Source organism: Ensifer sp. ENS09, assembly GCF_014852425.1.
In the GTDB taxonomy this organism is placed as follows: domain Bacteria; phylum Pseudomonadota; class Alphaproteobacteria; order Rhizobiales; family Rhizobiaceae; genus Ensifer.
In genome coordinates, this window is the sequence record NZ_JACVBP010000002.1 from 1,102,028 (window position 1) to 1,127,687 (window position 25,660).

Annotated in this window: 28 protein-coding genes; 14 read left to right on the forward strand and 14 right to left on the reverse strand. The window is 63.3% G+C overall.

What is annotated here, in order from left to right:
* Positions 1 to 78 precede the first annotated feature (78 nt).
* On the forward strand, positions 79 to 543 hold the full coding sequence (gene ptsN, locus IB267_RS13410) for a PTS IIA-like nitrogen regulatory protein PtsN (protein WP_043615607.1): 465 nt from the start codon (positions 79 to 81) through the stop codon (positions 541 to 543).
* 54 nt (positions 544 to 597) lie between these two features.
* Here ptsN and IB267_RS13415 read toward each other — a convergent pair whose 3' ends face one another.
* A complete protein-coding gene (locus IB267_RS13415) occupies positions 598 to 1,410 on the reverse strand; it encodes a helix-turn-helix transcriptional regulator (RefSeq protein WP_192448028.1) in 813 nt (270 codons plus the stop codon).
* Between the two features lie 150 nt (positions 1,411 to 1,560).
* Here IB267_RS13415 and IB267_RS13420 point away from each other — a divergent pair, with 150 nt between their 5' ends.
* Together IB267_RS13420 and IB267_RS13425 are read left to right on the forward strand one after the other, a co-directional pair.
* A complete protein-coding gene (locus IB267_RS13420) occupies positions 1,561 to 2,328 on the forward strand; it encodes an SDR family NAD(P)-dependent oxidoreductase (protein ID WP_192448029.1) in 768 nt (255 codons plus the stop codon).
* 11 nt (positions 2,329 to 2,339) lie between these two features.
* A complete protein-coding gene (locus IB267_RS13425) occupies positions 2,340 to 3,575 on the forward strand; it encodes a D-arabinono-1,4-lactone oxidase (RefSeq protein WP_192448030.1) in 1,236 nt (411 codons plus the stop codon).
* Between the two features lie 88 nt (positions 3,576 to 3,663).
* Here the strand turns inward: IB267_RS13425 and grpE are convergent, their stop codons facing one another.
* Both grpE and hrcA read right to left on the reverse strand, forming a co-directional pair.
* Positions 3,664 to 4,272 (reverse strand): nucleotide exchange factor GrpE, encoded by a 609-nt coding sequence (gene grpE / locus IB267_RS13430; protein ID WP_192448031.1) that lies wholly within the window; start codon positions 4,270 to 4,272, stop codon positions 3,664 to 3,666.
* A 164-nt stretch (positions 4,273 to 4,436) separates the two neighbouring features.
* Entirely contained in the window at positions 4,437 to 5,516 is a 1,080-nt protein-coding gene (gene hrcA, locus IB267_RS13435) for a heat-inducible transcriptional repressor HrcA (protein WP_104662632.1), read from the reverse strand.
* 262 nt (positions 5,517 to 5,778) lie between these two features.
* Here hrcA and rph point away from each other — a divergent pair, with 262 nt between their 5' ends.
* The 4 genes from rph (at position 5,779) to hemW (ending at position 8,835) form a co-directional block, all read left to right on the forward strand.
* A complete protein-coding gene (gene rph, locus IB267_RS13440) occupies positions 5,779 to 6,498 on the forward strand; it encodes a ribonuclease PH (protein ID WP_192448032.1) in 720 nt (239 codons plus the stop codon).
* 15 nt (positions 6,499 to 6,513) lie between these two features.
* Complete coding sequence (locus IB267_RS13445; RefSeq protein WP_192448033.1) at positions 6,514 to 6,909, forward strand: VOC family protein; 396 nt, start codon at positions 6,514 to 6,516, stop codon at positions 6,907 to 6,909.
* 17 nt (positions 6,910 to 6,926) lie between these two features.
* On the forward strand, positions 6,927 to 7,571 hold the full coding sequence (gene rdgB / locus IB267_RS13450) for an RdgB/HAM1 family non-canonical purine NTP pyrophosphatase (RefSeq protein ID WP_192448034.1): 645 nt from the start codon (positions 6,927 to 6,929) through the stop codon (positions 7,569 to 7,571).
* Between the two features lie 79 nt (positions 7,572 to 7,650).
* Positions 7,651 to 8,835: a radical SAM family heme chaperone HemW gene (hemW, locus tag IB267_RS13455; RefSeq protein WP_192448035.1), complete on the forward strand. Its 1,185-nt coding sequence runs from the start codon at positions 7,651 to 7,653 to the stop codon at positions 8,833 to 8,835.
* Between the two features lie 84 nt (positions 8,836 to 8,919).
* Here the strand turns inward: hemW and IB267_RS13460 are convergent, their stop codons facing one another.
* The 6 genes from IB267_RS13460 to IB267_RS13485 form a co-directional block, all read right to left on the reverse strand.
* A complete protein-coding gene (locus IB267_RS13460; protein WP_192448036.1) occupies positions 8,920 to 9,534 on the reverse strand; it encodes a glutathione S-transferase family protein in 615 nt (204 codons plus the stop codon).
* 107 nt (positions 9,535 to 9,641) lie between these two features.
* On the reverse strand, positions 9,642 to 10,013 hold the full coding sequence (locus IB267_RS13465) for a DUF1801 domain-containing protein (RefSeq protein ID WP_192448037.1): 372 nt from the start codon (positions 10,011 to 10,013) through the stop codon (positions 9,642 to 9,644).
* Between the two features lie 23 nt (positions 10,014 to 10,036).
* Complete coding sequence (locus IB267_RS13470) at positions 10,037 to 10,432, reverse strand: DoxX family protein (protein ID WP_060608316.1); 396 nt, start codon at positions 10,430 to 10,432, stop codon at positions 10,037 to 10,039.
* Between the two features lie 87 nt (positions 10,433 to 10,519).
* Positions 10,520 to 11,791, reverse strand: a complete 1,272-nt coding sequence (locus tag IB267_RS13475) for an RNA polymerase sigma factor (protein ID WP_192448038.1) — start codon at positions 11,789 to 11,791, stop codon at positions 10,520 to 10,522.
* A complete protein-coding gene (locus IB267_RS13480; RefSeq protein ID WP_034797485.1) occupies positions 11,788 to 12,162 on the reverse strand; it encodes a YciI family protein in 375 nt (124 codons plus the stop codon). Before IB267_RS13480 ends, IB267_RS13475 begins: the two co-directional genes overlap by 4 nt.
* A gap of 122 nt (positions 12,163 to 12,284) precedes the next feature.
* Entirely contained in the window at positions 12,285 to 13,244 is a 960-nt protein-coding gene (locus IB267_RS13485; RefSeq protein ID WP_246810621.1) for a DMT family transporter, read from the reverse strand.
* Positions 13,245 to 13,378: 134 nt separating this feature from the next.
* Between IB267_RS13485 and gcvA the strand changes: the two genes are divergently transcribed.
* Entirely contained in the window at positions 13,379 to 14,323 is a 945-nt protein-coding gene (gcvA, locus tag IB267_RS13490; protein ID WP_192448039.1) for a transcriptional regulator GcvA, read from the forward strand.
* A 51-nt stretch (positions 14,324 to 14,374) separates the two neighbouring features.
* Here gcvA and dnaA read toward each other — a convergent pair whose 3' ends face one another.
* From dnaA to mutM, 4 genes are all read right to left on the reverse strand, one after another.
* The gene (gene dnaA / locus IB267_RS13495; protein WP_246764914.1) at positions 14,375 to 15,820 is read right to left on the reverse strand and encodes a chromosomal replication initiator protein DnaA; all 1,446 of its coding nucleotides are present in this window, start codon (positions 15,818 to 15,820) and stop codon (positions 14,375 to 14,377) included.
* Positions 15,821 to 16,962: 1,142 nt separating this feature from the next.
* On the reverse strand, positions 16,963 to 17,229 hold the full coding sequence (rpsT, locus tag IB267_RS13500) for a 30S ribosomal protein S20 (RefSeq protein ID WP_043615568.1): 267 nt from the start codon (positions 17,227 to 17,229) through the stop codon (positions 16,963 to 16,965).
* A 190-nt stretch (positions 17,230 to 17,419) separates the two neighbouring features.
* Positions 17,420 to 18,193 (reverse strand): enoyl-CoA hydratase, encoded by a 774-nt coding sequence (locus IB267_RS13505; protein WP_192448040.1) that lies wholly within the window; start codon positions 18,191 to 18,193, stop codon positions 17,420 to 17,422.
* Positions 18,194 to 18,239: 46 nt separating this feature from the next.
* A complete protein-coding gene (gene mutM / locus IB267_RS13510; RefSeq protein WP_192448041.1) occupies positions 18,240 to 19,130 on the reverse strand; it encodes a bifunctional DNA-formamidopyrimidine glycosylase/DNA-(apurinic or apyrimidinic site) lyase in 891 nt (296 codons plus the stop codon).
* A 172-nt stretch (positions 19,131 to 19,302) separates the two neighbouring features.
* Between mutM and ubiE the strand changes: the two genes are divergently transcribed.
* The 5 genes from ubiE to IB267_RS13535 all read left to right on the forward strand — a co-directional run bounded on the left by ubiE (position 19,303) and on the right by IB267_RS13535 (position 23,779).
* Entirely contained in the window at positions 19,303 to 20,079 is a 777-nt protein-coding gene (gene ubiE / locus IB267_RS13515; protein WP_192448042.1) for a bifunctional demethylmenaquinone methyltransferase/2-methoxy-6-polyprenyl-1,4-benzoquinol methylase UbiE, read from the forward strand.
* Between the two features lie 5 nt (positions 20,080 to 20,084).
* A complete protein-coding gene (ubiB, locus tag IB267_RS13520) occupies positions 20,085 to 21,659 on the forward strand; it encodes a 2-polyprenylphenol 6-hydroxylase (RefSeq protein ID WP_192448043.1) in 1,575 nt (524 codons plus the stop codon).
* A gap of 221 nt (positions 21,660 to 21,880) precedes the next feature.
* Positions 21,881 to 22,411 (forward strand): GNAT family N-acetyltransferase, encoded by a 531-nt coding sequence (locus IB267_RS13525; RefSeq protein WP_192448044.1) that lies wholly within the window; start codon positions 21,881 to 21,883, stop codon positions 22,409 to 22,411.
* Between the two features lie 169 nt (positions 22,412 to 22,580).
* Positions 22,581 to 22,841 (forward strand): hypothetical protein, encoded by a 261-nt coding sequence (locus IB267_RS13530; protein WP_034797516.1) that lies wholly within the window; start codon positions 22,581 to 22,583, stop codon positions 22,839 to 22,841.
* A 158-nt stretch (positions 22,842 to 22,999) separates the two neighbouring features.
* Positions 23,000 to 23,779, forward strand: a complete 780-nt coding sequence (locus IB267_RS13535) for an SDR family oxidoreductase (protein WP_192448045.1) — start codon at positions 23,000 to 23,002, stop codon at positions 23,777 to 23,779.
* A gap of 52 nt (positions 23,780 to 23,831) precedes the next feature.
* On the opposite strand, the gene IB267_RS13540 is transcribed toward IB267_RS13535, so the two are convergent.
* Positions 23,832 to 24,704, reverse strand: coding sequence for a LysR substrate-binding domain-containing protein (locus IB267_RS13540; RefSeq protein WP_192448046.1), 873 nt, complete (start codon positions 24,702 to 24,704; stop codon positions 23,832 to 23,834).
* Between the two features lie 359 nt (positions 24,705 to 25,063).
* On the opposite strand from IB267_RS13540, the gene IB267_RS13545 reads away from it, so the two are divergent.
* On the forward strand, positions 25,064 to 25,657 hold the full coding sequence (locus IB267_RS13545) for an ankyrin repeat domain-containing protein (RefSeq protein ID WP_192448323.1): 594 nt from the start codon (positions 25,064 to 25,066) through the stop codon (positions 25,655 to 25,657).
* Positions 25,658 to 25,660: the final 3 nt, after the last annotated feature.

The window sequence follows — 25,660 nt, forward strand, 5'->3', positions numbered from 1 at the left end:
TGACAAAGATGGTTAGAGCCATTGCGACGCATTTATGATGATGTTGTCCGGCTCTAACCGGCGAACGAGGACAAAAGAATGGCATTGGCAGGTCTACTGCATCAAAATGCGATCATCCCGGCCATGAGGGCCAACTCGAAAAAACAGCTCCTTCAGGAATTGGCGGCAAAAGCTTCTAAGATCACCGGGCTTCCGGAGCGTGAAATCTTCGACGTGATCCTGCAGCGCGAGCGCCTCGGTTCCACCGGCGTCGGCAACGGCATCGCCATCCCGCACGGCAAGCTCAACAACCTTCCCTCGATCATCGGCATCTTCGCGCGTCTCGACACGCCTGTCGATTTCGAGGCGCTCGACGACCAGCCGGTCGATCTCGTGTTCCTGCTGCTTGCTCCGGAAGGCGCCGGCGCGGACCACCTCAAGGCCCTGTCGCGCATCGCCCGCGTGCTTCGCGACCAGGACATGGTGGCCAAGATCCGCTCGAGCGATTCCGCCAGCGCGATCTACACGCTGCTCGACGACGACGCGACCTCGCACGCCGCCTGAGCTTGAACAACGGGGCGCATCCGGCAGGATGCGCACAGTCGCCCGAACCTTGCGTCAATAGAGCTGACGCCCGTTCAAATGATCGATGAAAATCCGGAACAGCGCACCCTGGCTCGAAATGCCGAGCCGGCGATAGATGTTCTTGCGATGGATGCGCACCGTCCCTTCGGCAATATTCATCACCTTGCCGATCGACAGGTTGCTGTGGCCCCTGAGGATCAGGCGCACGATGTTGCGCTGCTGCTTGGTCAGCCGATCTGAACAGAGGCTCTCGAACGCCACCTCCATCGCGTCGTCGCCCTCCTCGGAAGGCGGCGGCGCGACCGGCTGGCCCTGCTGGCGCCAGTTCGACCGGATGGCCTCGCGCACGATCGGCTCGTAGACGCGGAGCCGCGCCAGTTCCGCCTCGCTGAAAGGTTCGCCGCCGCGGCCGCGCATCAGCGAATAGGTCGCCTGCAGGCCGCCATCGAGCGGGATGACGAAGCCCACCTCCTCGACGAGAACGCCGGATTCCATCGACACGCAAGGATGCACTTCCGCCGACGACGAGAAGTCGGACTGGAAGAACTGGTCCGGCGCCAGCTCGCGCATTCGCCAGAGGCCCGCAGGCTGGCCGGCGCAACAGGCGACATAGAAGGGATCGAGCAGATAGGCGCCGCCGAGATAGGCGGAAAGCGCACTTGCCGACACCTTGGCCGTATAGCCGTCATGCAGGACGATCGGCCTGGCATCGTAGGGGTAGGCAAACACGACCGAGAGATCAAAGCCGGTGACCGACCGGAGCATCCGGTCGAGCGCCCGGCCGAAATCCTCGGTGCCGATCAGGCCGATCATCGCCGAGATATCGGCGGACTCGCTTGCGAGCATTCCCTTGTCATCCCCCAACCCTACGTATCCCCCATGGGATATCGACAGCCCCTCACTCGTCAACAATAATTCCCGGGGAGTGAGAAACCGGATCCATCGCGGGTCGTCATTGGCGACCGCTGCGAAGGACGCCCAAGGGGGAGGATGACGATGGCAGGCAGGCTTTCAGGCAAGGTGGCGCTGATCAGCGGTGGCGCGGGAGGCTGTGGTCTTGCCGCATCCGAGCTGTTCGCGCGCGAAGGCGCAAAGGTCGCGATCGTCGACCTGCCGCGCAGCAAGGGCGAAGAGGTGGCCGCCTCGATCCGCGCCAATGGCGGCGAGGCGATTTTCGCCCCCGCCGACGTCTCGGTGTCGGCCGAGGTGACGTCCGCCGTCAAGGCGGTCGAAGCGGCCTTCGGTTCCATCACCGTGCTCTTCAACCACGCCGGCATCCTTGCCGTCGGCCCCTTCCTCGAAACGGAGGAGGACGAGTGGGATCGGCTGATGGCGGTCAATGTGCGCAGCATGTTCCTGATGACCAAGGCAGTGTTGCCGGGCATGCTTGCGGCCGGCGGCGGCAGCATCGTCTGCACCTCGTCGATCTCGGCCGTGGCGGCCACGCCGATGGAGGTGCTCTACGACACCACAAAGGGCGCCTGCCACATGTTCGCCCGCGCCATCGCCGTCGAGTTTCGCGACCGCGGCATCCGCTGCAACGCCGTCTGCCCGGGCTTCATCGCCACCGACCACGGCAAGCGCGAGCTTGTCGGCCTCAGCAAATATGGCGTCGACGTTTCGGAGGCGGCGATCGCCGCGCAGCAGGGCCGCATGTGCGATCCGAAGGAAGTGGCGAACGCGGCATTGTTTCTGGCGAGCGACGAGGCGAGTTTCGTCAACGGCACGCATCTGTTCGTAGACAATTGCTTCACCGCGGTTTGAGGGAGGGGAAAATGCTTCAGGCAGGTGGCCACTGGCGCAACTGGGTCGGAAACCAATCATGCATCGTGCGCCATCGCGGCGCGCCGGAGAGCGAGGCGGCGCTGGCCGAAATGGTGCGCGATGCGACAGCGCAGGGGCTGAACGTCCGTTGCGCCGGGTCCGGCCATTCCTTCACACCGGTGGCACTGACGAGCGGGCTGCATCTGACGCTTTCCAGCATGCAAGGTGTCGTCGGGATCGACAGCGCGCGCAAGCGCGTCGCGGTCAGGGCCGGCACCACCATCAACCAGCTCGGCAAGGTGCTCAAGGAAAACGGCCTGTCGCTGATCAACCAGGGCGACATCGACAGCCAGGCGCTGGCCGGCGCGCTGACGACCGGCACCCACGGCACCGGCGCCAGACTTGGCAACATGGCCTCGCAGATCGTCGGCATGCGCCTCGTGCAACCGGACGGCAGCATTCTCGTGGTCGACGAGACGACGCCGGACCTGCTCGAGGCGGCGCGCGTCTCCGTCGGCATGCTCGGCGTGATCTCGGAGATCACATTGCAGGCGATGGAGAGCTACAATCTCCATGAAAAGCTCTGGCGCTGCACCTTCGACGAAATGATCGAGCAGCACGACGAGCTTGCCGCCAAGCACCGCCATTTCGGCTTCTTCTGGTGCCCGGTGCCCGAGAGCCGCCACTGCTATTGCCTGCCGGATACGGCCTCGGTTTCGACCACCGACAAGACCTCCGACGTCTGCGAGATGAAGGTGATCGACATCACCGGGGAAGCGCCGATGGAGCGCGGTTTCGAGAAGATCGCCTATTCCTCGGAGATCTACCCGATCGAATACGTGCCGAACTTCCACGAGCTCGAATATGCGGTGCCCGTCGCCCACGGCAAGGAAGCGGTCAAGGCGGTGCGCAAGCTGATGCTGGAAAAGCACCCGACCTGCATCTATCCGATCGAGTATCGTTTCACCGCCGGCGACACCGGCTGGATCAGCCCGTTCTTCGAGCAGGACTCGATCACGCTTTCGGTCTCCGGCGAGCCTGGCACCGACTATTGGGAATATCTGAAGGACGTGGACACGATCCTCAGGCAGTACGGCTCGCGGCCGCACTGGGGCAAGCTGCACTTCCTCGGCGCCGAGGATGTAACGGCACTCTACCCCCGCGCCGGCGACTTCCGGGCGCTGAGGGCCAAGGTCGATCCCGAAGGACGCTTCCTCAACGATCATCTGCAGCAATTGTTCGGGTAGCACTTGCCCGCAGCTGTCGAGCCGCGCACCAAACAAAAACGCCGCGCGAAGTTCGCGCGGCGTTTTTGTTGAATTCCGTTCAGCAGGATCAGGCGGCCGGCGTGTCGCCGTTCTCGCCGGCAACGACCTTGGGGCCGCCCTTGGAAACGCCGACCATGGCCGGACGCAGGACGCGGTCGCCGATGGTGTAGCCGGCCTGGACGACCTGTAGCACCGTGTTGTTCGGCACATCCGCATTCGGGATTTCGAACATTGCCTGATGGAAGTTCGGGTCGAACTTCTGGCCTTCCGGCTCCAGCTTCTTCACGCCGTGGCGCTCGAGCGCCGAAAGCATCGAGCGCTCGGTCATCTCCACGCCTTCGATCAGCGCGTTGAGACCGGCTTCGCCAGCTTCCTTGGCTTCCGCCGGAATAGCGTCGAGCGCGCGGCGCAGGTTGTCGGATACCGCCAGCATGTCGCGGGCAAAGCCTGCAACCGAATAGGACTTGGCATCCTTGACGTCGCGTTCGGTGCGACGGCGCAGGTTGTCCATCTCGGCGGCAAGCCGAAGGTACTTGTCGCGCAGTTCGGCGCTCTCGGCCCGGGCGAGTTCCAACGGATCGGGCTCGGCAACGGCCGCTGCCTCGGCAGCGTCCGGTGCGGCGTCGAATACCTCGTCGGTGGCCTCGGGTCCGTGCTTGTTCGTATCGTCGGTCATGACGTTCTCCGCAGTGTCGTCTCTATTGTCCTTCGCATTTCCACACCGCAAGCGCGAGCCTGCGTTTCAGCAAAAATGCTCAGGAACTGGATTTGAAGCCGATATCGAGGTTTGGGGCCGAAAAATCAAGGGTTCAATGGCGCACGTCAGCTAAAGGCGCGCTCCTAGCGCGAAAGCCGCGACATCAGCTGCGCGGTGTAATCGACCATCGGCACGATGCGCGAGTAGTTGAGCCGCGTCGGACCGATGACGCCGACGGCGCCGACGATGCGGTCCTCGCCATCGCGATAGGGTGCGACGATCAGCGAGGAGCCGGACAGCGAGAACAGCTTGTTTTCCGAGCCGATGAAGATCCGCACGCCCGGGCCGCTTTCGGCAAGATCGAGCAGCTCGATCATGCTGTCCTTCTTTTCGAGATCATCGAACAGCATTCTAAGCCGGTCGATATCCTCGGCGCCTTCGAGCCCTTCGAGCAGGTTGGCACGGCCGCGCACGATCAGGCGCGCCGGCTTTTCGTCGCCCTCGTTGCCCGACCAGATGGCGAGGCCGCGCTCGACGAGATCCTGCGACAGCGCGTCGAGTTCGCCGCGCACCGTCAGCTTCACCCTTTCGAGCTGGGCGCGCACCTCGGCGATCGTCTGTCCGGCGAGATGGGCGTTGAGGAAGTTTGCGGCTTCCGTAAGCTGCGAGCTGGTGACGCCTGCCGGCAGCTCGATGATGCGGTTTTCCACCTGGTCATGTTCGCCGACGAGCACGGCCAGCGCCTTGGTCGGCGCCAGGCGGATGAACTCGACATGCTTCAGCACCGGATCGGCCTTGGCGGTGATGACAAGACCCGCGCCGCGCGACATGCCGGACAGCATCTGGCTCGCTTCGGTCAAAAGCGCATCGACCGGCTGGGTATGGTCGTCGCGCCGGACATGCCGGTCGATCGAGGCGCGGTCTTCAGGTGAGAGATTGCCGACCTGCATGAAGGCGTCGACGAAGAAGCGCAGGCCCGTCTGGGTCGGCAGGCGACCGGCGCTCACATGCGGCGAATAGATGAGCCCGAGGTCTTCGAGGTCGCTCATCACGTTGCGCACGGAGGCAGGCGACAGCGCCATCGGCAAAAGCCGCGACAGGTTGCGCGAGCCGAGCGGCTCGCCGCTCGTCAGATAGGTCTCCACGATGCGACGGAAAATTTCGCCCGAGCGCTCGTCGAGCGCCGCGGCGATTTCCTTTGCTCCGGGATTGCGCAGTACCATGTCACTCCACATATGCAGGCACATCCTGCCGTGGCCGGAATATAGTGTCCCTGCGAGCCGTTGGCAAAAGGGAAAAAACGGTCGATTGCCCGGCTTTCCACCGGTTCCCTTTGCCCGCGCCATGTTCTGCAGCGCCGCGCGTCCTTGGACGCGCCAAAGGTCGCTGCAGCACCATAAACTGCTGCACAATTTTGTCCCTAAATCGATTTCGATTTAGGGAATTATGCAGTAGAAGGCTCACGAGATACGATAGGAGTTGACGATGCGGCCATCCGGCAGAAAAACCGATCAAATGCGCAAGGTTTCTTTCGAGCGCAATTTTTCCAAGCATGCGGAAGGCTCCTGTCTGGTGCGGTTCGGCGACACGCATGTGCTGTGCACCGCCAGCCTTGAGGAAAAGGTTCCGGCCTGGCTGCGCAATGGCGGCAAGGGCTGGGTGACGGCGGAGTACGGCATGCTGCCACGCGCCACCGGCGAGCGCATGCGGCGCGAGGCGGCAAGCGGCAAGCAGAGCGGCCGTACCCAGGAAATCCAGCGGCTGATCGGCCGATCGCTGCGCGCCGTCGTCGATCTGCCGGCGCTCGGCGAACGCCAGATCTCGATCGACTGCGACGTCATCCAGGCTGATGGCGGCACGCGCACGGCCTCGATCACCGGCGCCTGGATCGCGCTCCACGACTGCCTGAAGTGGATGGAAGCCCGCAACATGGTCAAGGTCGAGAAGGTCCTGAAGGATCATGTCGCCGCCATTTCCTGCGGCATCTTCGCCAGCCAGTCGGTGATCGATCTCGACTACCTCGAAGATTCTGCTGCCGAGACCGACGCCAACTTCGTCATGACCGGCTCGGGCGGCATCGTCGAGATCCAGGGCACGGCGGAAGGCAAGCCGTTCTCGGAAGAAGAATTCGCAAGCCTGATGGGCCTTGCCAAGAACGGCATTGCCGAACTGGTGGCGCTGCAGAAGCAGGCGATCGCCGGCTGAGGAAGGAACGTCAAGATGGCCCCGGCGCTGGAAGGCATTCTCGAGACCGCCCTCTACGTGGGTGACCTCGATGCCGCCGAGGCCTTCTACGGTGGCATTCTCGGTCTGCAGAAGATCACGCGCGCCGGTAATCGTCACGTCTTCTATCGCTGCGGACCGGGCGTGCTGCTGATCTTCAATCCGGACGAAACGCTGAAGCCGCCAATCCCGCACGGCACAAGCGGCCAGGGTCACATGTGCTTCCGGGTTTCCGCCGCAGCGCTGGACGCCTGGAAGGCGAAACTGGAAGCATCGGGTATCGCGATCGAAGCGGACACCCGCTGGCCCAATGGGGCGCGGTCCTTCTATTTCCGCGACCCGGCCGGCAACAGCCTTGAATGTGCGGAACCGGGCCTCTGGTCCATCGAATGAACACGAAACGAGACACCATGCGCAAACTGGACAACAAGACGCTGATCGTGGCCAGCCACAATGCCGGCAAGATCCGCGAAATCCGCGATCTCATCGGCCCGCTCGGCTTCGAGGCGAAGTCGGCCGCCGACCTCAATTTCGTCGAGCCCGACGAGACCGGAACGACCTTCGAGGAGAACGCCACGATCAAGGCGCTTGCCTCGGCCAAAGCCTCCGGCCTGCCGGCGCTTTCGGACGATTCCGGTCTGGCGATCGACGCGCTCGGTGGCGCACCCGGCGTCTATACCGCCAACTGGGCCGAGCGCGAGGATGGCAGCCGCGACTTCGCCATGGCCATGCAAAAGGTCGAAGATGCGCTGCAGGAGAAAGGCGCCAAGACGCCTTCCGAGCGCACCGCCCGCTTCGTCTCGGTTCTCTGCCTTGCCTGGCCGGACGGCCATGTGGAACTCTTCCGCGGCGAAGTCGAAGGCTTCGTCGTCTGGCCGCCGCGTGGCAGCCAGGGCTTCGGCTATGATCCGGTGTTCCAGCCCAAGGGCTACGACACCACCTTCGGCGAGATGAGCGCCGACGAGAAGCACGGCTGGAAGCCGGGCGACGAAGAGGCTCTGTCGCACCGCGCCCGCGCCTTCAAGATCTTTGCCGAAACCTGCCTCGGAGCGTGATCGGAGCGGGAGGAGGAAACCGCGGATTTATCCGCCGCGTCCCCGCTCCCTATGAAATGTGACCATGAGAGACGCAATAATGCAGACTGCCACGCTATCGGCGATCGGTGACGGCATGGACCCCGGTTTCGGGGTCTATGTGCATTGGCCGTTCTGCGCGGCCAAATGCCCCTATTGCGACTTCAACAGCCATGTGCGCCACCAGCCAGTGGACCAGCCGCGCTTCGTTGCCGCTTTCCTTAAGGAAATGGAAGAAGTGCGCGAGCTTTCCGGCCCGCGTACCGTCACCAGCGTCTTCATGGGCGGCGGCACGCCGTCCTTGATGGAACCCGCCACGGTCGACGCCATCCTCCAGGGTATCGCTCGCCATTGGCATGTGCCCGACGGCATCGAGATCACCATGGAGGCGAACCCGTCGAGCGTCGAGGCGACACGCTTCCACGGCTACCGCGCCGCCGGCGTCAACCGCGTCTCGCTCGGCGTCCAGGCGCTGAACGACCGAGACCTGAAATTCCTGGGCCGGCTGCACAATGTCGAGGATGCGCTGAAGGCAATCCGGCTGGCGCGCGAAATCTTCCCGCGCATGTCTTTCGACCTGATCTATGCCCGCCCGAACCAGACGGTCGAGGAGTGGGAGCGCGAGCTTAAGGAGGCCGTCTCCTACGCGGTCGACCATCTGTCGCTGTACCAGCTGACGATCGAGGAAGGCACGCCCTTTTTCGGCCTGCACAAGGCCGGCAAGCTCATCGTTCCCGACGGAGAACAATCGGCGGTGCTCTACGAGGCGACGCAGGACATCACGGCTTCGATCGGCATGCCCGCCTATGAGGTTTCCAACCACGCCCGCCCGGGTGCCGAAAGCCGCCACAACCTGACCTACTGGCGCTACGGCGACTATGCCGGTATCGGTCCGGGCGCGCATGGGCGTCTCGGCATCGGCAATGGCAAGATCGCGACCTCCACGGAGCGCAAGCCCGAGGAATGGCTGCGCCTCGTCGAAACCCATGGCCACGGCATGATCGAACGGGAATCCCTCGATCTCGAGGCGCAGTCCGACGAGTTGCTGCTGATGGGCCTGCGCCTGAAAGAAGGCGTCGATCTCGCCCGCTGGCAGACCCTTTCCGGCCGCGATCCGGACCCGGAGCGGGAACAGTTCCTGATCGATCACGGCTTCATCGAGCGGCTCGGCAATTCCCGCCTGCGCTGCACGCCGGCGGGCATGTTGATCCTCGACGCGGTGGTTGCCGATCTCGCCTGCCCGTAAGGTGGTAAGGACGCGATTTCCAACGGAAAACCGCGTCGCACTTTTCCTGGGATTGCTTCTGGTAGGGTTTCGCCGGCTACAGGCTCAATCGAACGTTTCACCCGAGAGCGGCGTTGCGACCATTGAAGGGCGCTGTTCGAAAGCGTCGAACCAGCGCGTCAGCTGTGGGCGGTTACGAAAGGACGGCAGGTCGCGGAACGCCATCCACGAGAGCGTGGTCGCAAGCGCGATCTGGCCGATATCGACGTCTTGTTCCGGGCGCAAGGTCGCTTCGAGCCAATCATAGGTCGCCTCGATCTTCTCGGCATAACCATCGGCAAGCGCCGGATAACGCAGATGCTCCGGCCGGCGCTCCCATTCCCAGCGCAGGCCGATGCCGGTCTGGGCCAAGACCTGTGCCACCGACTGCAGCCTCAGCGCCCGCCAACGCGGCTCACCGGCCTCCGGAATCAGCTTGCGGCCCTCATGGAGCGTGTCGAGATAGGCGCAGATCACGTCGCTGTCGAAGATCGGCTCCTGCCCCTCACGCAACAGGATCGGAACCTTGCCGAGCGGGTTTTCGGCATAGACCTCATCGTTGCGCCGTGTCGGGCTCGTTTCGTGGTGAATGACCTCGAGCCGGTCGGCAAGACCGATCTCATGGGCAAAGACGAGCGCCTTTCGAGCGAAGGGGGAATGGGTCTGGTAGTAGAGGATCATGTCTATCTCGCGGGATCTGGTGTAAATTCCTGGTCCCGTAAAGAGATATTGCATCGCGGCCGATAAAGGCGCTCTGTTTCCTCGGTCGCGCTGCAAGTTTGTTGCGTCTAGGCCACCTTCGTCGGATCGCCCTTGAGGCGATTGAGTTCGATGCCCCTGGCAACGAGCCGGGCGACCTGTGCTGCGTCGACGTCATCGGTGCTGCGCAGGCGGATATAGGCCATGTCACCCTTGCCGCCGCCCTTCTCCATGCGAGGATCAAGATCGAGCATGTCGGCTCCGCGCCAGAAGCCGAAGGTGACGGAGTCCTTTGTGCCCTTGAGCAGGCAGACAGCGCCGCCGGCGTCGTAGACCGGATGCCCCCATTTGACGATGTCCGTCAGCCCGCCCACCGCGAGGATGGCATCATGCAGGCGTTTCGCCACGTCGGCGGGAACGCCGGAAAGGCCGGCAATGTAGTCCTTGACAGTCTTGGTCATGGTCGTCTTCCTGTCGCTTGCCGTTAGTTCTTGAGCGGGATGAGGGCGCGCAGGCGCGGATCCCGAAGCCAGAGGCCGCCCCAGGCGATCACGCCGAGATAGAAGCCGAAAAGCAGATGGGTGAAGAGCGGGCTGCCGGCCCGAAGATGCGTCGCCATCGCGCCACCGAGATAGCCGGTGAGCAGAATGGCGCCGAGGATCGAGGTGCGCGGGATCACATAGAGCACCGTGCATAGCAATGTGAGGATGCCGAGCAGACGTGCCAGGCCCTGGTCGGCCGAGTAGCCGAGCGCGACCATGGTTTCGGTGACGACAGCAAGCGGCACGAGCTTGATGACGGCATCGAAAATCAGGAAGGCGACTAGCACGCCGCTGAGGAAGCGGCCGAGGATGATCGACTTTGCCGTTGGGGCGGGCATAACGAGGCTGGTGGTCACTGATTTCTCTCCTTGGATTTCGTTCTCGGTCCAAGGACGAAAGCGCATGAGGGATCCCGACAGGCACCGTCAGATTTTTCTTTCGGAGATCTCGATACCAGGCGTTTCATCGAGCTTGTCGAGCTGCATGCGGATGTAAGCGCATTCGGCCGCGTTGGTCGCAAGCGCAATCGCATGGTCGAAGGCCACACGCGCCTCGCGGACCTTGCCGAGCTGCTTCAGGAGATGGCCGCTCAGGCCATGGAAATAGAAATAGCCGGAGAGCTTTTCCGCCAAGGGCGCGATCATCGCCAGCGCGGCTTCCGGCCCCTGACGCTTCGAAACCGCCACTGCGCGATTGAGCGTGATCACCGGAGAGGGCTGCAGCCGCTCGAGCGCCTGGTAGAGCAGGTCGATCTGGGCCCAGTCGGTCTCATCCGCACGCTCGGCGCGGGCATGCAGCGCCGCGATCGCCGCCTGGATCTGGTAGGCGCCCGGTTGGCGGTACTGCATCGCCCTGTCGATCAGCGCCAAGGCCTCGTCGATCAGCGGGCGGTCCCACAGGCTGCGGTCCTGGTCATCAAGCAGGATGACGGCGCCATCGGCGTCGAAGCGGGCGCGCGCCCGCGAATGCTGGATCATCATGAGCGCCGTAAGCCCCTTGATCTCCGGCTCGGCCGGGAAAAGCTGAAGCAACAGGCGTCCGAGCCGGATCGCCTCCTGGCACAGGTCGGCCGAGACGCTTTCCGGGCCGTTCATCGCCGAATAGCCCTCGTTGAAGACGAGGTAGATCATCGTGGCGACGGCGGCGAGCCGATCTGACCGGTCGGCCGCATCCGGGGTCTCGAAGGCAAGGCCGGCGGCCGCGACACGCGACTTGGCCCGCGTGATCCGCTGTTCCATCGCCGCCTCGCTGACGAGGAAGGCGCGGGCGATTTGCTTGACCGAAAGGCCCGAGACGATGCGCAGCGCCAGCGCGATCTGCTGCGTTGCCGGCAGCGCCGGATTGCTGCAGACGAACAGCAGGCGAAGAATGTCGTCGCGATAGTGGGAGCCGTCGAGCTGGTCGGCGAGCGCGCCCTCCTGATCCTCGAGGTCGGAAAGAATTTCCTCCGGCGGCAGCGCCGTCTCGCGGGACTGGCGGCGCACCTTGTCGATGCCGCTGTTGCGGCCGACGAAGATCAGCCAGGCGGCGGGGTCGCGCGGCGGGCCGCTCTTCGGCCAGGTCTTCAAAGCCCGGATACAGGCCTCCTGAAACGCTTCTTCGGCAGTGTCGAGGTTGCGGAAATAGCGCAACAGCGCGCCCACGGCCTGCGGCCGGGCCGAAACGAGAGCGAGGTCTATCCAGGCTGTGTCTGTCATGAAGCAAGCTCACTGGGTTTGTAGATGGCAAGGGGACGGATTTCGTAGGAGCCAGCGGCCGGATTGGCAGAACTCAGATCACGGGCGAACTCGAGCGCATCATCGAGAGACGCACAGTCGATGACATAGAAACCGAGCAGTTGCTCTTTCGTTTCGGCAAACGGGCCATCGATTACGATCGTCTCGCTGTGACTGTGCCGGAGCGTCGTCGCCGCCGTCGTCGGCATTAAGCGCGCCACCGGCCCAAGCCGGCCTGCCTCCGCATATTTGCTCTGTACGGCCAACAGATCATGCATGACTTTTTCGTCCTGCTCCTTGGTCCAGGCGTTCGTGACATCTTCTTGATTGTAGCAAAACACGGCGTAAAGCATCGGAACTCCAGCTCCTGAAACAAAGACGGTGGCGGCAAGCAATAGCCGACAACCCGGATGAAAAAAACAGGGCCGGTGGTGCTTTCGCCCACCGGCCCGCAATGCGTGCAAATCAGAAATGCTCAAGCGTTGTCGCGGCACTCTAACTTGGTGTCGATGGCCGGTCGGGAAAAGAGGTGCAGAAGCCGCCCATCGATCGCCGCCAGACCGGCCGCGATCAAGGTCATGCCCAGGAAGTGCTTGGGTTCCAGCGTTTCGCCGAGGAAAAGGGCGCCAAGCAGGATGGCGCTGACCGGGATCAGGAAGGTCACCAGCATCAAGTTGGTGACGCCGGCCGTTTCCAGGATGCGGAAGAACAGGACGTAAGCGAGCGCCGTGGAAATCAGCGCGATGCCGACGATCGCCGCCCAGACGTCGAAGCCGGGCATGGGAAGCGTCCAGGGATGATCGATCAGCAGCGACAGCGGGACCAGCATGATGCTTGCGGCCGAGACCTGACCGGTCGCCGTCACGATCGGCACCACGCCCATGCGCTTGAAGCGGCGGGCAAAGACACCGGCGAGCGCATAGGAGAGCGCTGCGCCGAGCACGGCGACCTGGGCAAGCAGGTTCGAACCGAGCCCACCGAGCGCTGCCGGCCCGATCATCATCGCAACCCCGAGGAAGCCGACGACGACACCGGCAAACCGATTGGCTGTCAGTTTCTCGTCATCGGTCAGGAGATGCGCGACGATCACGCCGAACAGCGGCGTGGTGGCGTTGAGGATCGAGGCAAGGCCGCTTGCGATATGCGTCTGCCCCCAGACGATCAGCGAGAAGGGGATGAGATTGTTAAGCAACCCCATCCCGAAGAAAGCGAGCCAAACGCGCGGGTCGCGCGGCATCGACAGTCCCATCAGTCGAACGAAGGCGAGCAGCGCGAGCGCCGCGAGACTGACGCGCAGCGCCACGATCGTGACCGGCGGCAACGCCTTGACGGCGACGCCGATGAAGAAGAACGACCCGCCCCACAAAATGGAGAGCAGGATCAACATGCCCCATTCCCGGGCGCCCATGACCTTGGCCTGCGTTGCTTGTGTCATTGCCTTAACCCTCGTTTGTTTGTCAGGCTAAACCGTGATGGCATCGACCATCTTGACTTTGTGCCATTATTCTCAAGATATTGAGCTTTGAACAAACGATCATTTCTCGCCGCATGATTGAGTTTGGCTAAACCATGGCTACATCCCTTCCCTCCCTCGCCTCGCTGCGCGCCTTTGAGGCGACGGCGCGCCATTCGAGCGTGACGAAGGCCGCACAGGAACTCAACGTGACGCCTGGCGCCGTCAGCCTGCAGGTGCGCGAACTGGAGCAGGCGTTAGCAGTGACGCTGTTTGAGCGCCGGCCGAGACAGTTGGCGCTGACGGAGGACGGCAGCACCTATTTCGCGACGCTCAGGCGCGCGTTCCGAATGATGCGCGAGGCGACCGAGGAACTGACGGCGCGCAAGCGTGCGCCGGTGCTGACGGTCAGCTGCACGCCCACCTTTGCCGCGCAATGGCTGGTGCCGCGCATCGGCGCCTTCGAGTTACAGGTGCCCGGCATCGACGTGCGCATCAGCACCACCAATCGGCTGACGGACTTCAACACCGACGGTGTCGACATCGCCATCCGTCATGGTCTTGGCCGCTATGACGGTCTTGTGAGCGAACGATTGATCGATGACGACCCGGTGCCGGTCCTTCACCCGGCACTACGCGCCAGGAACCCACTCGACACGCCGGGCGACCTTGCCGCGCATGTGCTCCTGCACGACGTGCACCGTCAGGATTGGAGGCTGTGGCTGGATGCGGCGGGCGCCGACGGGGTGGACGCAGGACGAGGGCCAGTCTTCGTCAACAGCAACGGCGCCATCGAGGCGGCCAAGGCCGGCGACGGCGTTGCACTGGTGCGCCTGTCGCTGGTCACGCGCGAGCTTGCGGAGGATGTGCTGGAAGCCCCCTTCCCTGAGGGCGTGATGACCGGGCTTGCCTACCATCTCGTCTACCCGCCGGCCGCACTCGACCGCCCGCCGGTCACGGCCTTTCGCGCCTGGATCATCGAACAGGCACGAGCCGAGCAGGGTGTGGGGAATGCGGCGACCAAGCGTCCGCCGCAGCCGGCACTGAAAGCGATCCGGTAAAACAAAAGAGCCCGGGCGAACCCGGGCTTTTTTTGCGACAATGCGCCTCGACTATTCGTTGATCAGGCGCTTCAGCAGCTCGATCTCATGGCTGAGCTTGGTGTCGCCCGAAATCAGCTCCTCGATCTTGCGCACGGCGTGCAGCACGGTCGTATGGTCGCGTCCGCCGAAGCGACGGCCGATCTCCGGGAAGGAGCGCGGCGTCAGCGTCTTCGACAGATACATCGCGATCTGGCGCGGCTTGACGATGACACGGGTGCGGCGATTGGAGACGAGCTCCTGGCGCGAGACGTTGTAGTGCTTGGCGACGACGCGCTGGATGTCCTCGATGCGCACGCGGCGGGGTTCACCGGCGTTGACGAGGTGGCCGAGCAATTCATCGACGCGCTCAAGCGAGAGCTGTGGCTCGAAGGAGCGGCGGAACAGGAGCTGGTTGAAGGCACCTTCCAGTTCGCGGCCGCTGGCGGTCACGTTGCGTGCCACGTGGCTCAGGATTTCGCCGGGAATGTCGAGCGAACCGTCGTCCTGACGGGCCGTGTCCAGGCGGCGCTTCAGCATTTCCAGGCGCATGTCGTAGTCCGGGCCGTCCATCTCGATGGCGACGCCGCCCTGGAGACGCGAACGAACGCGGCTGTCGAGCGATTCCAATTCCCACGGTGCGCGGTCGGCTGCGACGACGACCTGCTTGGCGGAATCGAGCAGCATGTTCAGCAGGTGGCAAAACTCATGCTGGATCGACTTGCCCTGAAGGAACTGCATGTCGTCGATGATCAGGAGATCGATGTTGCGCAGCGACTCCTTCAAGGACAGCGCGTCGTTGTCGCGGATCGCGGTGGCGAAACGCCACATGAAGTATTCGGCCGTCAGGTAGACGACGCGCGGCGCACGCGCGCTCTGCAGCGCCTGGATGGCGATCGCCTGCAGAAGGTGCGTCTTGCCGAGACCGACGCTCGAATGGATGAAGAGCGGGTTGAACCGCACCGCACCGGCGCCGGCTTCCGCAATCGTCCGGGCGGCGGCAAGCGCCACGCGGTTCGAGGAACCCTCGACGAAGTTTTCGAAATTGTAGCGCTGGTCGAGCGGCGAGCCGAAGAGCGGCGCCTGGGTCGGCCTCTGCATGCTTGCGACAGTCGCCGCGGCAACGGTTGCCACGGGCTGGGCTGCGGCCGGACGGCGCGCGGGCTGAGCCGGAGCTGCTTCTACCGCCTGCGGCAGCGCTTCTTCCTGGGTGGTCGGACGGGCGCCACGGGTTGCTGTGCGCACCAGGATCTCGATCTTCATGATCTCGCCGTCTTCCTGCTGGAAGATCGAGGTGATGAGGTCAAGATAACGGTTGTTGATCCAGGACTTCAGGAACGTGGTCGGCACCGAAAGGCGCACAACGCTCTTGGATACGGAATGGAGCTTCAGACGCCCAAACCAGCTTGCAAAGACATCCGGACCGACTTGAGCTTTGAGACGCGCACTTACCCGCTCGAACAGTGCGTCGTGCCTCATGTCGGTTTTTTCCCCCGCCGCCTGAGATAGATTGCTTCCGGCTTGAAATGCGTCTCCTTCTTTCTGAAGTGCGCCCGCCGTCACCAAATTCATCTGCATTTTGCCGCCTTCCAATTCATGTTCAGATGCCGTCATCGCTGCCGGCCTCATCTCTTATGTCCGCCGCCCGCGGCGCCCGTATGGGCCATGCCGCTTACGCCGAACGTCACAGTCACAGACGACGCCGGGCTCCTCATCTCCCGCCTCGCTGCGCGCTACGCGCACCCACCTGCCCTTCGGGCCGGAGGATGTCCCCTCGCGCCTCTTGTCAACAATCCCATCGACGCGCTCCCGCGCCGTACCGGATCCTCCTCCTCGTCAACAGCTCCTCGCACCCTCGTACGAAGCGATGAGCCGCGCGTTGGACCTTGGCCTCGCGTCGGGCGCCGCTTGCACCCTCCATCGAGACCGCCTGCATGTTTCCTTTGTCGTAGCCGATCAAAGGGCAGGATAGGCAGCCGTCAAAGCGCCGCAGCGACCTTCAGGCGTCCGACCGGACGCACGGTGCTGCAGATGGCCGCCTCACAATCACAGGACGAAAGTTTCTCGTCCGGAGTGGTCTGAACCATCCGGTTTTTCACCTTCGACTTGTCTGATTGAACGACGCGGAGCCGCCCTGATACAAAGGACAGAAACATCGAAACCATTTCTTCGAAATGGCCTCTTTTGCTTCCTTTTACAGATGTGGTCCGTGTCCCCTGTGGAGGGCATTTAGGCAGGATCGATGGGCAAGATCAATCGCGATTTTTACGCAACCTTAAGCGCCGGCCGTTGACTCTCCGGCCGCCATTTGCTTGCCGCATTCCGAGTCCGAGAAGAATCCCTGTTGAATCAAGGGTTTTGATTTTTCGCCCTTTGCTTAGCTGGCGAAAAAGAAAAAAAATAAAAATTCGCTTGACTCAGAATGGGCCTAACAGACCCCCAGCCAGAGACATCCTTTTGATAAGGACCTCTCACAAGTCATTGAAATAATTATATAAATTTTGTCGTCGCACTGACATAAGCCCAAGCCGCTAGATTAACCATCGCAATGACAGAAGTATGAATCCGAAAAGCCCGGCGCAAGGGCCGGGCTCTCGATTAACAGATTTTTCTTAGCCGGATTAGGCCGAAAGCGACTTTACGCGCTGTGCAAGACGCGAAACCTTACGCGATGCAGTGTTGGCGTGCAGGACGCCCTTGGTTGCGGCGCGCATCAGCTCGGGCTGAGCTGCCTTGAGCGCTGCGGCTGCAACAGCCTGGTCGCCGGTGGCGATCGCTTCTTCGACCTTGCGGATGAAGCCACGGACGCGCGAACGACGGGCCTTGTTCACTGCAGTGCGGCGTGCGATCTTGCGGGTCGCCTTTTTCGCCGAAGTTGTATTGGCCATTGGTGCCTCTCTTCGAAAACTGATATGAACTCCGCCCTCGCCGTGCCGGGTCACTGCGACCTGTCATCAAAGCAATTCGGGAGTATTTCCGGAAAGCCCAGGATGGCGTTCCAAACTGAGGGCGGCGTATAGCGGGAAACGGCCGCCCCGTCAACGCGCATTTTCCAGAATCTGCGCGCCTTCCCTTGAGCTAGCGATGCTTGAAGTCCGGCTTCCGCTTGGCGACGAAGGCGGCCATGCCCTCCTTCTGGTCCTCGGTCGCAAACAGCGAGTGGAAGAGACGCCGCTCGAAACGCAGGCCTTCGGCAAGCGTCACCTCCAGCGAGCGGCTTACGGCCTCCTTCGCCATCATGACCGCTGGCAACGAGAAGGAGGCGATCTTCTGGGCAGCGGCCAGCGCTTCCTCCATCAGTTTCTCCGACGCCACCACACGCGAAACGAGTCCCGCACGTTCGGCCTCGGCCGCATCCATCATCCGGCCGGTCAGAACCAGGTCCATCGCCTTCGCCTTGCCGACGGCGCGCGTCAGGCGCTGGGAGCCGCCCATGCCGGGAATGACGCCGAGGGTAATTTCCGGCTGGCCGAACTTGGCTGTCTCCGACGCGATGATGAAGTCACACATCATCGCAAGCTCGCAGCCGCCGCCGAGCGCATAGCCGGAAACGGCAGCGATCAGCGGCTTGCGGGCTGCCGCCACCTGGTCCCAGCCGCCGATGAAGTCGCCGAGATAGCTGTCAACGAAATCGAGCGTCTGCATCTCCTTGATATCGGCACCGGCGGCAAAGGCCTTCTCCGAGCCGGCGAGGACCACGGCGCCGATCTCCTTGTCGGCGTCGAAGGCCTTCAGCGCCGCGGCAAGCTCGCGCATCACGGTCGAGTTAAGCGCATTCAGCGCCTGCGGACGATTGAGCGTCACCAGGCCGACGCGGCCGCGTGTTTCGACCAGCAGCGTTTCGTAGGTCATTTCTGTTTCCTCCGGTTCATGCACCAGACCGCTCACGGACTGGCGTTCATTTCTGGCAGTGCGGGCAATAGAAGGTCGAGCGACCCGCCTGCACGATGCGGGCGACCGTACCGTCGCAGCCGGGCGTGCGGCAAGCCTGTCCTTCGCGGTCGTAGACGGAGAAGGAGTGCTGGAAGTAGCCGAGCGAGCCGTCGGCCTGGATATGGTCCTTCAGCGACGACCCTCCGGCGGCTATGGCATCGGCGATGACCTCGCGGATCGCATCCGTCAGGCGCACAAGCCCGTCCTTCGGCTTGCCGCGCTTGTCGACGAGCGCGCCTGCCGGTTTCAGCGGCGACAGGTGCGAGCGCCACAGCGCCTCGCAGACATAGATGTTGCCGAGACCGGCGATGTTCTTCTGGTCAAGCAACGCCGCCTTCAGCGGTTGCGCCTTGCCGGAAAAGCGTGCGGCGAGATAGGCGGCATCGAGCACGTTGCCGGTCGGCTCCTCGCCGAGCGCGCGGAAATAGGCGTGGCTCGCCACCGTGTCGCGGCGAGCAAGGTCCATGAAGCCGAAGCGGCGCGGGTCGTTGTAGATCACCCGCACCGGGCCTTGCGCGCCGTCGAGATGGAAAATGACATGATCGTGCTTTTCGTCCTTGCCGCGCGGATGGTGGAATTCGCCCGGCGTTGCGGCCGCCGGTCCCACCTCGATGCGGAAGGAGCCGGACATGCCGAGGTGGGCGATGATCACGTCACCAGCTTCCAGATCGATCATCAGATACTTCGCGCGGCGCGACAGCGAGACGATGCGCTGGCCGGCGACGGTCGAGGAGAAATTCTCCGGGAAGGGGAAGCGCAGATCCGGACGGCGCAGTTCCGCATTGACCAGCAGCGCCCCCTCCATGGTTGGCGCCAGGCCGCGCTTGACGGTTTCGACCTCGGGCAACTCCGGCATGAATGCACTCCTTCGATCTCAGCCACCGGATGCGGTGGTTGGCATTTCCTTGGCGGCCTTCTTATCCTATAGGGGTGCGCTATGCCGCAGCCGCGGTCCCGCCCACGAGATAGCGCGTGGCGGGCCTTTTCGCTATGGTGCCGGAAAAATTGGTTCAGGTGGAGTTCTTCGTATGACGGATCAGCGCGTATCGGCCGATGGCGGCATGGAAACATCCTTCGGTTTCCGCAACGTCGGCACGGGCGAGAAGCAGCCGCTCGTCAACGACGTGTTCCACAAGGTCGCCAAGCGCTACGACATCATGAACGACGTGATGTCGGCCGGCCTGCATCGCGCCTGGAAGGACGCGATGATCGCCGCGCTCAACCCGCCACGCCGCGAGGGCTACAGGACGCTCGACGTTGCCGGCGGCACCGGCGATATCGCCTTCCGCATTATCGAGGCCTCCGACCGCAAGGCGCATTCGACCGTGCTCGACATCAACGGCTCGATGCTCGCCGTCGGCGCCGAGCGGGCCGAGAAGAAGAAGCTCTCCGCCAATCTCGATTTCGTCGAGGCCAATGCCGAGGACCTGCCCTTCGAGGCCAACACCTTCGATGCCTATACGATCGCGTTCGGCATCCGCAATGTGCCGCGCATCGACGTGGCGCTGAAGGAAGCGTACCGGGTGCTGAAGCGCGGCGGCCGCCTGCTGGTGCTGGAATTTTCCGAAGTCGAAATGCCGCTGCTCGATCGCTTCTACGACGCATGGTCGTTCAACGCGATCCCGAAGTTTGGCAAGCTGATCACCGGCGACGAAGCGCCCTACCAGTATCTGGTGGAATCGATCCGCAAGTTCCCGAACCAGAAGGACTTCGCGGCGATGATCAAGGAAGCGGGCTTCTCCCGCGTTTCCTTCACCAATTACACCGGCGGCATCGCAGCGCTGCATTCCGGCTGGAAAATCTGATCCCGATGAGCACGCCTGGAGCATATATCCGCCTCGCGCGGATCGGCTGGGTTCTCGTGCGCGAAGGCGTCGTCTCCGCCGTCCCGACCGAACATCTGCCGCCCTTTGCCCGTTTTGCCCAGAAGGCGGCCGGACTTTTGGCGCGCCGCAGGGTTCCGGGAGAAGAGCGCAGCGACCGGCTGTCGCGCGCCGTCGCCCGGCTCGGCCCTTCCTATGTGAAGATCGGCCAATTCCTTGCAACCCGCCCCGACGTCGTCGGCGCGGAGTTTGCCGCCGATCTGTCGCTGTTGCAGGACCGTATGGCGACCTTCCCGCAGAACGAGGCGAAGGCCGCGATCCAAGGCTCGCTCGGCCGGACGGTCGACGATCTCTACGCCGAATTTTCCGAGCCGATGGCCGCGGCCTCGATCGCGCAGGTGCATCCGGCGATCGTGATGCGCGACAGCGGCCCTGAGAAGGTCGCGGTCAAGGTCATCCGTCCCGGCGTGCGGCAGCGTTTCGCCTCCGATATCGAGGCGATGTATCTCGTCAGCCATATGCAGGAGCGGTTCCTGCCCTATACCCGCCGGCTGAAGCCGGTCGAGGTGACCAAGACGCTGGAGCAGACGACGAAGATAGAGATGGATCTTCGCCTGGAGGCGGCCGCTCTTTCCGAACTTGGCGAGAACACCAAGGACGACTCCGGTTTCCGCGTGCCGAAGGTCGACTGGGAACGGACCGGGCGTGACGTCGTCACCATGGAATGGATCGACGGCGTCAAGATGTCGGATATCGAGGGGCTGAAGGCGGCCGGCCACGACCTCAACCTTCTTGCCGAAGTGCTGATCCAGTCCTTCCTGCGCCACACGCTGCGCGACGGCTTCTTCCATGCCGACATGCACCAGGGCAATCTTTTCGTCGACGATGCCGGCCATATCGTCGCCGTCGACATGGGCATCGTCGGCCGCCTCGGCAAAAAGGAGCGCCGGTTCCTGGCCGAAATCCTCTTCGGCTTCATCACCCGCGACTACCAGCGGGTCGCCGACGTGCATTTCGAGGCGGGCTACGTGCCTTCGCACCACGATGCTGCGAGTTTCGCCCAGGCGATCCGCGCGATCGGCGAACCGATCCACGGGCAGCCGGCCGAAACCATCTCGATGGCGAAGCTTCTGACGCTGCTTTTCGAGGTCACCGAACTCTTCGACATGCAGACGCGCCCCGAGCTCGTCATGCTGCAGAAGACGATGGTGGTCGTCGAAGGTGTGGCCCGTACGCTCAATCCGCGCTTCAACATGTGGAAGGCGTCTGAACCGGTCGTCGGCAAATGGATCCGAGACAATCTCGGACCGAAGCGCATCGTCACCGACCTGCGCGACGGCCTGCATGCCGCACTGCGGCTGGCCGAAGCCGTGCCTGAAATCGCCGCACGTACGGAGAAGTTCTCGAGCGAGATTATGGCGATGAGCGAAAACGGCCTACGCTTCGATGCCGAGACCGCGCATGCGATCGGTAAGGCGGAGGCGAAACACACACGCTCCGGCCGCATCGCGCTTTGGCTGATCGCCGCCACCCTCGTCTACATCGCCTGGCAGGTGACCTGACCGTCGGCAATCCGGTCGCCGAACCGGCTTGCTTTTCTACCCTCGCTTGCTATCGTCCCCTCATGGACAATCGCTCGATGCTCGCAATGGTGCTTTGCACGCATACCCCGGGGGTGTGCGGGAGACCTGTTGCGCTGACTTAAGGCGAAATGTCCCCCCACCAACCCTGCCGAGGCGAGCAGGGTTGGGACCTGTTTCCTCGGAACCAAAGAGAGGAAACAATGACCGACGCAAACGACCCTTCAGATATCAACATCCGCGCGGCCCGCGTCGTCGATTTCGAAGCGATCGCGGCGCTGATGAGCCAGCCGGGCATCCGCTCGGGCACGCTGCGCCAGCCGTTCGCCACCCCGGAACAGACACGCAAGTGGTTGGAGAGCCTCTCGGACGACAGCGTCGTCATCGTCGCCGAGCGCGCCGACCGGATCCTCGGCATGGCCGGACTGCATCGCGGCAAGGGGCGCCGGCATCATTCGGCAGCACTTGGGATCAGCGTCGACGACAATCATCGCGGCGAAGGCATCGGTAAGTCGTTGCTGACCGCTCTGATCGATGCCGCCGACAACTGGCTCGGCATCAGCCGCATCGAGCTTACGGTCTTTACCGACAACGAACCCGCAATCGCGCTCTACCGCAGGGCCGGCTTCGAGATGGAGGGTACGCACCGGGCCTATGCGCTGAGGAACGGTGTGCTGGCCGACGTGTTCGCGATGGCCCGCATTCGTGAGCCTGGGGCGCCGAAGGCCGCTTGAAGGCCGCAACGGCCGGCAACCGGCACGGACTGTGGCCGGCCGATTGCGATCCAGCGCAACCGCCGGCAGCATCCTGTTCCATCCGGAACTGCGAATATCTCGGCTTTATGCGACTTTCGTCTCATGGATGACAAAGGTTCATCCCAACCCATCCGGAGGAGAGATCATCATGCGCAAGTTCATCGTCGCAGCCGCTGTCGCCATTACCGCCGCCATCTCCTTTGCAGCACCTTCGCAGGCCGGTGGTATTTCGATCGGCTTCGGCAACGGCTACTACGGTCATGGCTGGAGCGGCCGTGTCGGCTACGTCGGCAGCTATTATGGCGGACCCTACTACTACGAGGACGAACCCTATTGCTTCCTGAAGACTGTGAAGCGCTACGACAGCTACGGCAACCGCTACTACAAGAAAATCCGCATCTGCCGCTAAGCGACAGAATGAGGGAGGGCGCTTGAGAGCCCGGTCGCCATGCGGCCGGGCTTTTGCATTCCCATCCCCACCGGCGTCAAAACGATTCCTCTGCGCGGAAATCTGGTGTAGCTCGGATGCTGAGCCATTCTGAATTCCGCAATCGAGGAGGGTCGGCCATGGATCTTGGCATCGCTGGAAAACGCGCGCTGGTGCTCGGCGGCAGCAAGGGGCTGGGGCGCGGCATTGCCGAGGCTCTTGCCGGCGAAGGCGTCATCGTAGCGCTGACCGGCCGCGACGCGGCATCGGCCGCCAAGGTGGCAGCCGACATCAGCCCTTCGGCGCGCGGCTATGCCCTCGACCTCTCGAAACCCGAAAGCCTCGATGGCCTGCTGGACCAGCTCGAAGCCAATTTCGGTGCGATCGACATTCTGGTGCTGAATGGCGGCGGGCCGCCGCCCTCGCCTGCGTCGGTCATCGAACCGGACTTCTGGCGGGCGCAATTCGAGACCATGGTACTGGCTGGCATGCGCATCACCGGACGACTGCTGCCCGGCATGCGGGAACGCCAGTTCGGGCGCATCATTGCCGTCGCCTCCACCAGCATCCGCGAGCCGATCGTCGGGCTCACCGCGTCGAACGCGCTCAGAAGTGCGGTTGCCGGCTGGCTGAAGACGCTTGCCGGCGAAGTCGCGGCCGACGGCGTGACCGTCAACCTGCTTCTGCCGGGGCGGCTTGCCACCGACCGCACGCTCAGCTTCGACCGGATGGACGCCGAAAGCGAAGGGCTCGATATCGCGACGGTCGCAGCCCGCAGCCAACGCGACATCCCGATCGGCCGCTACGGCACACCGGCGGAATTCGGGGCGGCCGCAGCCTTCCTTGCCGGCCGTCAGGCAGGCTACATCACCGGCGTGGCGTTGCCCGTCGATGGCGGCCTCAGCCGTTCGATGCTCTGATACGGTTCAGGACATTTCCGCCGACGGATTGGGGTGACCCACGAAGGCGAGGTCATGCCTCGTCCCGGCTGTCATCGCCGATGAGCGCTGAGAGATCCTCTGCAAGCCGCGTGACCAGAGCGCCGGCCTCCGGCCGGTAATAGAGTCCGATCTCCATCGTCTCGACCATCGGCAGCCCGTCCTGCGGCTTCACCACCCGGTGCCCGTCATGGACGACGCGGGCCGGCAGCAGGCTGATACCGAGCCCATCGGCAACCGCCGACTGAATGCTGGCAAGGCTGGAGCTGGTATAGCTGACGCGCCAGCGGCGCCCTGAGGCGTCCAGCGCCGCCACCATGTCGTCGCGATAGAGGCCGCGTGGCGGAAAGACGACGAGCGGCAGAGGATCGAGCGCCAGAACAGGATGGTCGGCGCTATCGATCCAGCACAGGGTCTCCTGCCACCGCTGCACCGCCTCGCCTGACCCACGGCGCTGCTTGACGACGACGATATCGAGCTCGCTGCGATCATAGAGTGACCGCAGCTCGCGGCTGAGCCCACTCGTCACTTCGAGCCTGACATTGTCATACCGGCGGGCAAAGGCCGAAAGCATGCGGGTCGTGCGGCCGGCGGCAAAGTCTTCAGGTAGGCCGAGGCGCAGCGTCGCGGCGACCGATGCGCCGGAGAGAAGCTGCCGCGCCTCTGCATCGAGCGCCAGCATGCGCCGCGCATAACCGATCAACTGCTCGCCCGCTTCCGTCAGGCGGACCTGACGATGGCTGCGTTCGAGCAACCGATGGCCTGCCTGTTCTTCCAGCCGCAGGACTTTCTGGCTGACGGTCGACTGGGTGGAATTGAGCCGGCCGGCGGCGGCAGTGAAACCACCGCAATCGGCCACCGTCGCGAAAGCTCTCAGCAGATCCAGATCGAAAGGCTGACCATTCATATTTCCACTTGATAGCATTCATACATTTAATTTCCAAATGAGTGCGGCAGTGCCTAAGGTCGCGGACGGGAGGGCCATGCCGGGCGCGGGAGACGTTCGGCGACGACGCGTGTCTTGCGCCCTTGAAAAGGTCACGGATCGGCTCAAGTAGCCAAGAGATCGCGATGAGCGAGAGCGGCATGGACGGAGCCCCTTCCGGGTTTCCTCGTTTCGCTCGTAACCGGAACCATTGCGATCGGTCGATCCATTCGACCGGCCTGCATGATCGGAAAGACCAAATGCGACCAAGACTTTTCGGCTCGCTGATCGGCGCATCGATTGCCGCATTCAGCCTTGCACCTCAAACCGTGGTGGCTTCGATGCTTGAAAACCAACTGATCTCCGCCGCCGAGACCGGCAATCCAGACAAGGTCAAAGCGCTGCTCAAGGAAGGCGCGAGCATCGAAGCGCGCGACGCCAGCGGTGCGACGGCGCTGCTCGCCGCCACCCATGAAAATCGCGTCGATGCGGCGCGTGCCCTGATCGAGGCCGGCGCCGATGTCAACGCCAAGGACAAGATAGAGGATAGCCCCTATCTCTATGCCGGCGCCCGCGGCCATCTCGAAATCCTGAAGCTGACGCTTGCCAATGGCGCCGACCTCAAGAGCACCAACCGCTATGGCGGAACGGCGCTGATCCCGGCCGCCGAGCGCGGCCATGTCGAGACCGTCAAGACCTTGATCGAAGCCGGCATCGACGTCGATCACGTCAACCGCCTCGGCTGGACCGCGCTGCTCGAAGCCATCATCCTCGGCAGTGGCGGTGAAAAGCACACCGAGATCGTACGCCTGCTGATCAAGGCCGGCGCCGACGTGAACCTTGCCGATGGCGAGGGTGTCAGCCCGCTGACCCATGCCCGCCAGCGCGGCTATGGCAAGATCGAGAGGCTGCTGGCCGACGCCGGCGCACGCTAGAAA